A 12517-nucleotide genomic window follows, 5' to 3' on the forward strand; every position below is an offset into this window, starting at 1 on the left:
GAGTAAACCGAAAGGTTTACTCGCTTTTCTATGGCTGTCGTTTGAGAATGGATTATTAAGTGAGCAATAATAGCTACTTTCTGTAGAAAAACTATGCCAAACCGCTTGGAAACGGAATCACTTTCTCTAGACTGCTAGATCCTGTGATAACCATTAGTAGCCTATCTACGCCGACAGCAATACCACTACAAGGTATCAAATCATCAGACGCCGCTAGTAAATGCTCATCGATTGGCATTTGTGGCAGGTTATGACGCTGACGCAATTGGTTATCTTGCTCAAAACGCTCTTTTAACGCTTGCCCATCTGCCAACTCATCATAAGCATTGGCAATCTCGATACCATTAATATATAGCTCAAAACGTTTGGCAATTTTATTACCGTCTTTGTCCAAAGCTGTTTTTGCCAATGCGGCGGTCGCTGGCGGATACTCTATAATTAACGTTGGTAGATCATGGCCTAAATTTGGCTCAACCGCATGGCTGAATAACAAATCTAACCAGCTCTGGCGACGGTCTTCTTCCGTATTTACTTCACTGCTCAACTCACTGTTAAAGTCAAAACCTGTTAAGCCTTTATCTTCTGCTACTGCTTGTAGGGTAGCGAGGCTAGCAGTTAACGGATGAATACCAACAAAATCCATAAAAGCATCAACATAACGATAATGGCTCATTACGACCGCATTACCATAAAGCGCTTCTAATAGCTCACCCAGTTCAGTCGCTATATCATCTAGGCTATAGTTTGGCTGATACCATTCGAGCATGGTGAATTCGATATTGTGTCGTACCCCTATTTCATTGTCTCGAAAAACAGGACAAATCTGATAAATAGGTACTTGCCAACTGGCCAATAAACGCTTCATAGCGAACTCAGGTGACGTATGCAAATAATAGGTCTGAGGTTTGTCTTGATAAGTGACCTGCGCCGCAACTGACTGCAAAAAAGTATCGGTATTACCCGCTTGTGACAGTAGTGGTGTCTGCACCTCTAACACTTGTCGCTTAGCAAAAAACTGACGGATATTACTCATAAACTGCGCACGCTGCTGCGCCATCGCCAATGTCATGGTCGGTGCATAGCTAAGCTTAGAACTAATGGACTTAGAAGTAATAGGCTGCGAAGAAATGTTATTTGCTTGAGTCATTTGAGATCTACTGCGATTGATAAATAATCGGTTTGGTAATTGGGTGTTTGAATTTTTTAAAACTGCCACTCACGACGTAGATGATAATCGCGTCTCAAACCATCAAAGTCAGCACCATTTATCTGCCCATTAGCTTCTTTGCTTCTCAATGAGGCATCATCTTGCTGAATATCATAGAACTTTATCAGTCTATCGGGATGTGCCTTTAATTCAGACCATAGAAATAAGTTAAGCGGTAATAGCGCGTGCATCGTTTGGGTAGGTATAACGGCCAGTTTCTCACATAGCACATCATAAATGATTTGCGTACCACGCAGCTTACCTTCTACCGTGTAGCCAGCGATATGAGGAGTGGCGAAGGCAAGCTTGGATAATAATTGCTCAGCAATCTGAGGCTCGTGCTCAAACACATCAAGCACTACTTGTCGTCCAGTACGCTCAATATCTGCTACCAGCGCATCTGCCTCAATCACAGGCCCACGCGCGCTATTAATCAGTATTGTATCAGCAGGTATCATAGCCAATGTATCTGCATCAATGAGATGCCGTGTTGGATACTCGCTGCCTCTAGAATGTGCATCACTCTTCTTGTCTGTCAAAGGTACATGCAGACTGACCACATCGCTTTGGCTCAGCACCTGCTCTAAACTGGCATTATTTATCTTGGATTTTGGTAATAATGGATCATAGCCTAATACTTGCCAGCCCAAATCATTGGCATACTGCGCAAGCGTACTACCAATATTGCCCAGACCGATAATACCGAGAGTAACTGATTGCTGCCAATACTGCGGACGCAACGTCAATGCTGCTGTCAGTACGTACTGTGCGACAGAATGCTTACTACAACCAGCAGCATTGGCAAAAGTGATATGGCGCTGCATTAAATAATCTTGATCGACATGATCCGTACCGATGGTTGCAGAACCCACAAACTGAACACTGTCGTTATTCGCTAACAATGCCTCATTTACTTGCGTCACAGAACGTATCAGCAGAATATCAGGTTGCAGTTCTGCAAGTAATGACGCGTTGATATCTCGTCCAGCAACGGTGATGATATCTACAGCCTGCTCCGATGCTTGGCCAAGTGTAGAGGCGTTAAAAAACTTGTCCAAACTGGCGATATTGCTATCAGCCAAAATAGTAATATGCTTAATAGTATTCACCCTACCCTTCATCGTTTTTATAACATAGTCAAATAATAGTGGTTCTAGTAGTAGAATCGCTGTTATTTATTGCGACTCATTCACTGGTGGCAATGCGTCGTCATCAGACAATTCTATCTCTTGTGGCGAAAATATCTCATTTTTATGCTGCGATATCCATTCACGCCAAACGGCAAGTCCTATGGCCAATACCACAGGCCCAATAAACAGACCAACAAAACCGAAAGCCGTTAAACCACCTAGCACACCAATAAAAATAATAATAAAAGGAATTTTGGTCGCACCACTAATCACAATAGGACGGATTAAGTTATCAACCCAGCTGATAACCAATACACCCCATAGTGCCAAACCAATACCTTCTGTCGTATGACCTTGACTCATTAACCAAATAGAGACAGCGCCCCAAGCGAATGGTGTCCCAAACGGAATCAATGCGATAATAAAGGTTACAATAGTCAATAAAATCGGACTTGGCGCACTGGCGAAGTAATAACCGACACCTGCAAGCAGTGCCTGTGCCAATGCCGTCAAACCAATACCATAAACCACTGCACGCGTGGTCGTGCCCACAGAGTCAATATAACCATCAATACGATTGCCGATGATATTACGCAGTGCTTGACGGATCTGGCGAACCAAGCTGGTACCATCACGATAAAAGAAAAACAACGTCATCAGTGCCATACCCAACTTGGCAAGACCACTAAACACCACATCAAAGGCGACTTTGCCATAATATAAATGTGACTGTACCCAAAGGCGAAACGTCTCTAACGTCCCTTCAGGGTTTTTATTGATTCTCCACAGTACATCTTTGACTTGCTGACCGACGATAGGTAAATCTTTAACAGAGTCTGGCACATCTAAATAGCCGACTTTTATACGATAGATCAAATTACTGATTAAACTGAGCGCCTCTTGCTGTAGGATAAACACACCAATGACAAGTGGCACACCTATCATTAACGAGATACTCATCGTCATGATGGCAGCGCTGACATTAGGGCTTAGCTTTACTTTTTCATAAAAAAAGTTATAAACAGGAAAAGTTACATACGCTAAAATCGCTGCCCACAGTGCTGGCACGATAAAAAACTGTATCACCTGAAAACATAGTACAAACAGCACGACCAATAAGGTAATGGCCAGTAAACGCTGAATAATAAACTCTTTTGTCCAATTTTCAATCATAGCGTATAAACCAAGTACACACAGCAAAGACCTATTATGACTCTGCTGACGAGTTTATAAATGTGAGATGAACCGCAATTTACAGACCGCGTCCATAAACTGCATCCATTAGCGAGGGTTGTCAATCACCAACATAAATATATGGGTAAAAATCTAATTCAAGAGCGTTAGATCATAGGATACCGTAACATAGATATTGGCTATAATTTTGACTAAAGTGAGATAAAAAACAAAGCGATTATCAGCGCTTATTATGCAACAAAATACGATGACTATTATAACGCTATGTTGTAATCTTTACTTACAACTTTCTATGCGTAAGCTTACTAGATGATGACACGAATAGATAGAAGCCAATACATGGGTTTAGTATGTAAAAACAATACATTGATAACTGATTCTACATTCACACTTTAAAGCAATACCTTGAAAGGTAATTCACTGGCGCGTTCTATTTGTCGCGACAATTGATGTTATACTAAAGTCATTATTTTAAGCTTTTCAATATAGTTAAGTTTGTTTGGCCTTATTTATTTTGACCGTTATACAAACACAGTATTTTTCAAACTATATGCCACAACCCTCTTTTATCGCCCTTCTATAGACTATCATAAGATCTAACCTTTAGAGCGGCGTCATAATTTTGGATATTATGCGTAAGCGTTCGTCAGCACTGTAGTTTGCCAACGTCATATAAAAGCCTACGCGTAATTTAAGCTCATCATATAGGTTCAATATTAGAACTCGATATGAAAAAGTGCTATTTTTAGTTAATTTCGGACTTACTTTGATTTTATTTTAAATCAATACTGACCCATCAAATTTTAAATAATATATCGATAGGAACAATAAAAATGTCAAAAGACACTGATAATCCCAATATAACCCCCTCAACCGAGGCAAACAAGACTAAGAAACCACAAGACACCGTTACTTTTGCTTTGGCCCAATCACATTTTTTGGTTGGTGATATCACTGCCAATGCCGAAAAAATGCGTACATTAGCATTAGAAGCACGCAAGCAAGGTGCAGATGTCATTATCTTCCCAGAGCTAGCACTACTTGGCTATCCTCCACAAGATTTATTACTGCGTCCAAGCTTATCGGGTCGTGTCAAAAGCGCTTTATCTAGCTTAAGTGATATCAACGATATCGTGATGATTGTTGGCTACCCACATGTCGATCATCATGGCACGTTTAACTCTGCTGCTATCCTACATAATGGCCATCAAAAAGGCTTTTATCATAAGCAAATCTTACCAAATTATGGCGTTTTTGATGAGCGTCGTTACTTTGATAAAGGTCGCAATCAAGTCTTGTTTGATTATAAAGGCATCACCATTGGCCTACTCATTTGTGAAGACTTATGGGAAAAAGGCCCGATTGCTGAGCTTAAAAAGCAAGGAGCCGATCTGGTTGTTAGCTTAAATGCGTCACCTTTCGAGATCGAAAAACAAGAAAACCGTAAGACCATGCTTGCCAAACGCAGCCGTGAAAACAACTTACCTATCGTTTATGTCAATGCCGTTGGTGGTCAAGATGATTTAGTATTTGACGGTGGCTCCATGGCCGTACAAGCTGATGGTAGCGTCGCACACGAAGCACCGCGCTTTATGAATCAGTTACTGCTAGCTACTTTAGATGTCAAGACTGCTAAGTTTGATAGCCAAGTCAAAGCACCTTTGACCTTGAGCCGTGAATCAGAGATGTACCAAGCATTGGTCGTCGGCTTACGTGACTATGTGAACCACTCAGGATTCTCTGGCATTATCGTTGGTCTATCAGGTGGTATTGATTCAGCATTGACGCTATGTATCGCCGTTGACGCTTTGGGCGCTGACAAGGTATACGCGGTAATGATGCCTTACGAATATACATCGCAAATCAGTTTAGAAGATGCACAAGCACAAGCACGTCGTTTGAATGTGTCTTATACCGTTTGTCCTATCTTTGATGCTGTCGAAGGTATCCGTCATACCCTAGCGCCTCTATTTAACAAGTCACCGGCAGATACTACCGAAGAAAACATTCAAGCACGTGCGCGTGGTGTGGTTCTGATGGCATTGTCTAATAAATTTGGTCACTTGGTCATCACTACTGGTAATAAGTCTGAGTTGGCAGTTGGCTACTCGACGTTATACGGTGATATGGCAGGCGGCTTTGACGTACTAAAAGATGTTTATAAGTCACAGGTCTATAAGCTAGCCAGCTATCGCAATCGCTTAGAAGATACCCCAGTCATTCCCGAGCGTGTCATTACTCGTCCACCATCTGCTGAATTGCGTCCAGATCAAAAAGATCAAGACAGCTTACCTGACTACGATATCTTAGATGGCATTCTTATGTCATATATCGATGAAGACATGGGCTATCAAGATATTATTGATAAAGGCTTTGATGCTGAGATGGTCGCAAAAGTCATTCAAATGGTAGACAATAGCGAGTACAAGCGTCTGCAATCACCGATTGGCACTAAAATCAGCCACAAAGCTTTCGGGCGCGAACGCCGTTATCCTCTAGTAAATAAATGGTCAATCAAAGGCTAAGTAACATAAGGTTAAATAACATTCAGCGTCTCTATTTGCCTGACTTCTATTACCTAGGGGTTTAGGCGGCGCTTATAGCCTCATTTTTTGCCAAAAACTAAAATACTTTATGACTAGCTGGGTGCTTGCCCAGCTTTTTTAGGTTCTATAAACCGAATTTCTATCAATAATACCTACCTTTTAACCCTAGCCGCTTATTTTTTACATTCAACCAATTACCTTTCTTGTTAATCCTTATCCTTTTTACCGAGTATCTCATGAGTTTGCTAACTGCTAGTGTCTTTCTTATTTTACTACTGGCTCTCAGTGCCTTTGTCTCTGCAGCTGAGATTGCTATCGCAGCGGGTCGCAAAATTAAGCTGCAAATCATGGCAAAAGAAGGGGATGTTCGCGCATTTGACGTCCTTAAAATGCAGGAGAACCCTGGCAGCTTTATTACTGTTGTACAAGTCGTTTTAAACGCTGTCGCGATTTCAGCTGGTGCAGTAGGTGAGTCAGCCATCAGCCCTTACTTGCGGGTTTTGGTGAACAATGAAGCGGTGTCATCCGTTATATCCTTTGTACTGATTACCAGTTTATTTTCTCTGCTCGCCGACTTAATGCCCAGACGATTGGCAATGTCAAACACAGAGAATATAGCCGTGCGACTCGTACGACCAATGATGCTTTTGATTTTTGTTTTGAAACCAGTAATTTGGATATTTGATGGTGCGGCAAACGTTCTCTTTGAAGTACTAGGTATCTCCACCACACGCCAAGACGATATGACGCCAGAAGATATTTATGCCGTGATGGATGCTGGTGCTGAAGCTGGGGTACTCAAAAAGCAGGAACACCATCTGATAGAAAACATCTTTGATATGCAAGAACGTACGGTGACTTCAGTAATGAATCCGCGCGAAAACATCGTTTATTTTGATACCAAGACAAGTACTGAAAAAGTGGTCGAAGTGATGATCGATCAACCGCACAACAAATTCTTGGTTTGTCATGACGATGATTTAGAGCATATTGTGGGTTATGTAGAATCACGAAGCTTTCTCGCGTTAGTGCTTAACCGACAAGAAGTCAGCTTAACGAGCAAAGAGCTATTAATGCCTGCCCTTTTCGTCCCTGATACTTTGTCTTTATTTGAAGTGCTAGAGATGTTCAAATCTACTGGCTCTGACTTTGCCGTAATCGTCAATGAGTATGGATTAGTCGTAGGTGTTATTACGCTCAAGGATGTGATGAGTATCGTCATGGGTGAGCTTGTGACGCTAGAGGAGCAGCCCATTGTACAGCGGACTGATAACTCGTGGTTAATCGATGGAATGACGCCTATTGAGGACGTGGTTCGTGCGTTAGATATTGTCAATCTGCCTCGCAGTCAAAACTATGAGACACTCAGTGGTTTTATGATGTATATGTTACGCAAAATTCCAAAGAAAACAGACACGGTCGAGTATGCCAATTATCGATTTGAGATTATCGCGACCGACAATCTCAAAATCACTCAAATGCTAGTGACCAAAATCGATGAGATTGTCTGATAAATAGCACCTAATGAATCTAGGATAATGTCATCAGTCAAAACATTCTTATTTTCGTCCTGATGATCTCATTGATGACATACCTTACCGACTATCTAGCGTTAGTAAATTAAGATTAAGCTCGTGCACCAAATATGCCAGTGCCGACACGCACCATCGTCGAGCCATTGGCTATGGCTTCCGTCATATCGCCACTCATACCCATACTCAATGTATCCCAACCATTCAGCTCTGGATGCTTTTCTTTAACCTCCTCAAATAGTTGCTTAGTACGAGCAAATGCACCAGTATCTGACTTGGCAGGAATAATCATCAGACCACGTAACTTTAGTCTCTCATATGCTTTGATAGTGGTTACCAATTCCAGTAGCTGATCTGGCAGACAACCTGATTTACTTTCTTCATTGTCGATATTTAATTGAATTAGTACGTTCAATGGTGGCAGTTCAGCTGGACGTTGATCGTTTAAACGTTTGGCAATAATGTCGCGCTCAACCGTTTGCACCCAATCAAAACTCTCAGCAATATCGCGGGTCTTGTTACGCTGAATACTACCAATATAGTGCCAAACTATTCCCTTACCTTCGGGTTGCGACTTTAAATTGTTAATTTTTTCGAGAGCTTCTTGTAGATAATTTTCACCAAAATGACGCTGCCCCTTCTGAGCCAAAGCAGAAATCATATCGGCTGGCTTGGTTTTGGACACAGCTAATAAAACAACACTATCAGCTTGTCTTCCAGCACGATCACTTGTCTGATGTATTTGTTTACTGACTTGCTGCCAGTTATCAATAAGGCTTGAATTATCCATATTATTCTCAGTTTTATTCATGTATCACTCACAGAGGTAATTTGATCCGTTTTTAAATTCGTAATTTTTAATTCTTGTACCGATATCTATTATTGGTCATGATCGCATTTTTTATAGCCATAATTCCATATCTAGCCCAAATCCATATAAACCCGCTATATTTTTATCCTCGCTAACCATACTAATGTATAACTTGCACTCGGTTTCCTTGTATCGAAATTATTTGAATTCAGCTATAAATGAATTCAAATCTATAAATTACGGGGGTAAATGGATAATTTACATTTTCTTAGCGTAGTAGATGGTTAAATGTCAGCAGTCTTGTTATTATATTGTTACATGGTTTAACATATGCTACTGAATGTAATAGTAATGGTAAAAGCACTAAATTATGTTTTATTCGTATAGTGAACCTAAGATAGGTCTTTTGTTGATTATCAACCACGCCCTTTTATGCTCGTTTGTTCTACCCTTATTGATTGATAGGAATACCTGATTATGGCTGAAAAAAACAACTTAAGCATCGAAGATTTGCTGCGCTTTACCGTCAAGCATAAAGCATCGGATTTACATATTTCAGCCGGCATGCCTGCCATGATTCGTGTCGATGGTGAAATGACGCGTATTAATATGCCAGACATGACTCACCAAGTCGTACATCAGCTTATCTATGACATTATGAACGATAAGCAACGTGCAGACTTTGAGGAATTCTTTGAGACGGATTTCTCTTTTGAGATTCCTAATCTAGCACGCTTTCGGGTAAATGCCTTTAATCAAAATCGCGGTGCTGGTGCTGTCTTTCGTACCATTCCTTCCAAGGTATTGACCATGGAAGATCTAGGTATGGGCGAAGTATTCAAGCGCATATCAGACTTAAAGCGTGGTGTGGTACTGGTCACTGGTCCAACAGGTTCTGGTAAATCAACAACACTAGCGGCCATGATTGATTATATCAATGAAAGCCGTAAAGAGCATATCTTAACCATCGAAGACCCTATCGAATTTGTCCACGAATCTAAAAAAAGTCTGATCAACCAGCGTGAAGTTCACCGTGACACTCTAGGCTTCGAGCCTGCTCTACGCTCTGCATTACGTGAAGATCCGGATATTATTCTGGTTGGTGAGCTACGTGACCTTGAGACCATTCGTTTGGCATTGACTGCGGCAGAAACCGGTCACTTAGTATTTGGTACTCTGCACACCAGCTCGGCGGCAAAAACAATTGACCGTGTCATCGATGTATTTCCTGCAGCAGAAAAGGATATGATTCGTGCCATGTTATCAGAATCACTCCAAGCCGTGATATCGCAAACGCTGCTACGCCGTCAGGCAGGTGGACGTGTTGCAGCACACGAGATTATGCTAGGTACTCCTGCTATTCGTAACTTAATACGTGAAAATAAAATCGCTCAGATGTATTCTGCTATCCAAACAGGTGCAGGTGATGGAATGATCACACTCGATCAGACACTTAAAAATCTAGTGTCAAAAGGTACAATCAGTAAAGACGTTGCCCGTCCTTATGCTAAACAGCCTGATGCATTTTTGTAGCATTATTTTTATTATTCACCATTAGCGATCTTTCAATCATGATTTCAGACATTTTCTTAATCGAGTTACATCGAATGCAGGTACGATATGGATATTGATAAACTATTACAGTTAATGATCAATAAAAATGGCTCTGACCTTTTTATTACCGCTGATGTAGCACCTTCCATGAAAGTAAATGGGAAGATTCTACCTGTTGGTAAAACGCCCTTAAGTTCAGAACAAACCATGCGATTGGTCAAAGGTGTCATGACACCAGGCCAGATAAAAGAGTTCGATGAAACCAACGAGTGTCAGTTTGCTATTGCAGATGAAGCACAACAAGCCCGTTTTCGTGTCAGTGCTTTTATACAGCGTGACATGGCAGGAATGGTTTTACGAAAAATCGAAAATAAAATTCCAACGGTTGAAGAGCTACGTTTACCACCAGCACTAAAAGAGTTGGCGATGAAAAAACGCGGTATCATTCTACTTGTGGGTGCAACGGGTACTGGTAAATCCACCACCCTTGCCTCCATGATAGGACACCGTAACCAAAACTCTCATGGTCATATCATCACTATCGAAGACCCTATTGAATTTGTCCATCAACATCGTGGATGTATCATCACCCAGCGCGAAGTTGGTATCGATACTCACTCATTTGAAGCAGGCCTAAAGAACACCTTGCGCCAAGCGCCAGATGTTATCTTGATTGGTGAGATTCGTAACCTTGAAGTCATGAGCTACGCCATTCAATATGCAGAAACTGGGCATTTGGTTTTTGCAACCTTGCACGCTAACAACGCCAACCAAGCAATTGACCGTATTATTCACTTCTTTGAAGCAAATCGCCACAATCAGCTATTCATGGATTTATCACTTAACTTGCAAGCAATCATCGCGCAGCAGCTCATTCCAACACCTGATGGTAAAGGACGCCGCGCTGCTATTGAGATTCTATTGAACTCACAGCTCATTAGTGACTATATCCGTAAAGGTGAAGTTCATGAGATTAAAGATGTAATGAAACGCTCGCGTGATAGTGGCATGCAGACTTTTGATCAGGCACTTTTTGACTTATATGAGCAAGGAGAGATTACGTATAAAGAAGCCATTCTCCATGCGGACTCTCCTAACGATCTACGCCTTCAAATTAAGTTGAATAGTAAAAATAGTACAGGCAATCTAGATGAAGGTGCTGACAGCTTATCTTTAAATATCACTTAAATACGGCTGTCTGTTTGAAGCGGTAATAGAGCCTTTGCTAGAACACTTGTGCTATTTGCCACAGAAAAGCCCTCATTACTAATAATGAGGGCTTTTGCTATTTCAAACACGGTTTACAGTCTCTGAGAAGCAATGTGTATTGAGAGTAGTAAAAAATCAAAGATGGTTATTTGATACTATCCTGACATTCTTGTTCATCGCAGATACCATATAGCACCAATGAATGACCTGACAGCTTAAAGCCATGTTTTTCTGCAACCTTTAGCTGCTCTTCTTCGATTACCTCATTGTGGAACTCTACAATCTTTCCACACACATCACAAACCAAATGATCGTGATGACCTTCTTGGGTAATTTCAAACACTGACAAATTGTTTTCAAAGTTGTGACGTTCAACGATGCCTGCTTGCTCGAATTGCGTGAGCACTCGATAAACAGTCGCTAGGCCAACATCTTCGCCTTGTTCAATCAACGCTTTATAAACCTCTTCTGCACTCATATGATGCAGCGCTGCACTTTCCAGCAGCTCTAAAATTTTGATACGAGGTAACGTCACCTTTAATCCGGCTTTACGTAAATCTTGATTGGTAAAAGAAGCCATAATATCCCTTCTGACTGTGACAGTCTTAGCAAATAAAGAACCAAAAATATGAGATAAATAATCATTAGCGATTATTTTTTATAATATATGAAGCATTTTAAGAACAGTAAACTTACTTATTCTGAGTGAATTATTAGTCTATTATTTTTCAATAAATATTTATGCAAGTATATGAATTTAAAATATAAATGATAACACCACTCAGGTAGCGTTTGGTAAATAATGTCGTAAGTGGTAGGAAATTGCAAGTAAATGACGTATCATTTGTCCAAGATTGTCGGTCAGACTAGCACCAACCAACTTTGGCCGCGCCTAATTCATTTCTTGTGAGTCATCTTACCATGATAAAGACATTAACTTTTCGTCCGTTGAGCCGTACAAGCACATTACGCAAGATTGTCATCACCAGTATGCTTAGCGCTACTGTCGCTATGTCTGGCTGCTCATTATTGAGTGTTTATAAGATTGATTTGCCACAAGGCACTGCTATTACTCAGGCGCAAGCGCAAAATCTACAAGTAGGCATGAATCAAAACCAAGTACTTTATATTCTCGGTAGCCCAGCCATTAGAGACACTCTAGAACCTAAGCGTTGGGATTATATTTATGACTATAAAGCAGGGACAGAAGGCAGCCGTAAAGGTATTGCTGATGTCAAAAATGCTAGCCAACATTTAGTTATTTATTTTGATGATAACGGTTTGGTCAGTCGTATCGAAGGTATAGAAAGCCTTCCTGCTTCGTAATAATGACA

The 12517-nt window shown here is 41.0% G+C and carries 10 protein-coding genes; 5 read left to right on the forward strand and 5 right to left on the reverse strand.

Features of this window, described 5'->3' with window-relative positions:
• Positions 1-91: 91 nt before the first annotated feature.
• The 3 genes from epmA to AAEY75_RS06490 form a co-directional block, all read right to left on the reverse strand.
• Complete coding sequence (epmA, locus tag AAEY75_RS06480) at positions 92-1147, reverse strand: EF-P lysine aminoacylase EpmA (protein ID WP_197215792.1); 1056 nt, start codon at positions 1145-1147, stop codon at positions 92-94.
• A 56-nt stretch (positions 1148-1203) separates the two neighbouring features.
• Positions 1204-2307 carry a 4-phosphoerythronate dehydrogenase gene (locus AAEY75_RS06485; protein ID WP_352259217.1) on the reverse strand — a complete coding sequence of 368 codons (1104 nt, stop codon included), beginning with the start codon at positions 2305-2307 and terminating at the stop codon, positions 1204-1206.
• A 75-nt stretch (positions 2308-2382) separates the two neighbouring features.
• On the reverse strand, positions 2383-3510 hold the full coding sequence (locus tag AAEY75_RS06490; RefSeq protein WP_197215790.1) for an AI-2E family transporter: 1128 nt from the start codon (positions 3508-3510) through the stop codon (positions 2383-2385).
• Between the two features lie 854 nt (positions 3511-4364).
• Here AAEY75_RS06490 and AAEY75_RS06495 point away from each other — a divergent pair.
• Positions 4365-6056: an NAD+ synthase gene (locus AAEY75_RS06495; protein ID WP_197215788.1), complete on the forward strand. Its 1692-nt coding sequence runs from the start codon at positions 4365-4367 to the stop codon at positions 6054-6056.
• 257 nt (positions 6057-6313) lie between these two features.
• Entirely contained in the window at positions 6314-7588 is a 1275-nt protein-coding gene (paeA, locus tag AAEY75_RS06500) for a polyamine export protein PaeA (protein WP_197099771.1), read from the forward strand.
• Between the two features lie 115 nt (positions 7589-7703).
• Here the strand turns inward: paeA and AAEY75_RS06505 are convergent, their stop codons facing one another.
• The gene (locus AAEY75_RS06505; protein ID WP_197099770.1) at positions 7704-8420 is read right to left on the reverse strand and encodes a YggS family pyridoxal phosphate-dependent enzyme; all 717 of its coding nucleotides are present in this window, start codon (positions 8418-8420) and stop codon (positions 7704-7706) included.
• A gap of 477 nt (positions 8421-8897) precedes the next feature.
• Here AAEY75_RS06505 and AAEY75_RS06510 point away from each other — a divergent pair, with 477 nt between their 5' ends.
• Together AAEY75_RS06510 and AAEY75_RS06515 are read left to right on the forward strand one after the other, a co-directional pair.
• On the forward strand, positions 8898-9953 hold the full coding sequence (locus AAEY75_RS06510) for a type IV pilus twitching motility protein PilT (RefSeq protein WP_110921823.1): 1056 nt from the start codon (positions 8898-8900) through the stop codon (positions 9951-9953).
• An 87-nt stretch (positions 9954-10040) separates the two neighbouring features.
• Positions 10041-11162: a PilT/PilU family type 4a pilus ATPase gene (locus AAEY75_RS06515; protein WP_197099769.1), complete on the forward strand. Its 1122-nt coding sequence runs from the start codon at positions 10041-10043 to the stop codon at positions 11160-11162.
• A 166-nt stretch (positions 11163-11328) separates the two neighbouring features.
• On the opposite strand, the gene fur is transcribed toward AAEY75_RS06515, so the two are convergent.
• Positions 11329-11763, reverse strand: coding sequence for a ferric iron uptake transcriptional regulator (fur, locus tag AAEY75_RS06520; protein ID WP_110921825.1), 435 nt, complete (start codon positions 11761-11763; stop codon positions 11329-11331).
• Between the two features lie 326 nt (positions 11764-12089).
• On the opposite strand from fur, the gene AAEY75_RS06525 reads away from it, so the two are divergent.
• Complete coding sequence (locus AAEY75_RS06525; RefSeq protein ID WP_194195994.1) at positions 12090-12509, forward strand: outer membrane protein assembly factor BamE; 420 nt, start codon at positions 12090-12092, stop codon at positions 12507-12509.
• Positions 12510-12517 lie beyond the last annotated feature (8 nt).

Origin of the sequence: Psychrobacter sp. TB55-MNA-CIBAN-0194 (genome assembly GCF_040309505.1) — a bacterium.
Taxonomy (GTDB): domain Bacteria; phylum Pseudomonadota; class Gammaproteobacteria; order Pseudomonadales; family Moraxellaceae; genus Psychrobacter; species Psychrobacter fozii.

Excerpts from the sequence above, each read along its gene's own strand:
- epmA (WP_197215792.1), bottom strand. The coding sequence starts at position 1,147 with ATGACTCAAGCAAATAACATTTCTTCGCAGCCTATTACTTCTAAGTCC.
- AAEY75_RS06490 (WP_197215790.1), bottom strand. The coding sequence starts at position 3,510 with ATGATTGAAAATTGGACAAAAGAGTTTATTATTCAGCGTTTACTGGCC.
- AAEY75_RS06495 (WP_197215788.1), top strand. The coding sequence starts at position 4,365 with ATGTCAAAAGACACTGATAATCCCAATATAACCCCCTCAACCGAGGCA.
- paeA (WP_197099771.1), top strand. The coding sequence starts at position 6,314 with ATGAGTTTGCTAACTGCTAGTGTCTTTCTTATTTTACTACTGGCTCTC.
- AAEY75_RS06505 (WP_197099770.1), bottom strand. The coding sequence starts at position 8,420 with ATGAATAAAACTGAGAATAATATGGATAATTCAAGCCTTATTGATAAC.
- AAEY75_RS06510 (WP_110921823.1), top strand. The coding sequence starts at position 8,898 with ATGGCTGAAAAAAACAACTTAAGCATCGAAGATTTGCTGCGCTTTACC.
- AAEY75_RS06515 (WP_197099769.1), top strand. The coding sequence starts at position 10,041 with ATGGATATTGATAAACTATTACAGTTAATGATCAATAAAAATGGCTCT.
- fur (WP_110921825.1), bottom strand. The coding sequence starts at position 11,763 with ATGGCTTCTTTTACCAATCAAGATTTACGTAAAGCCGGATTAAAGGTG.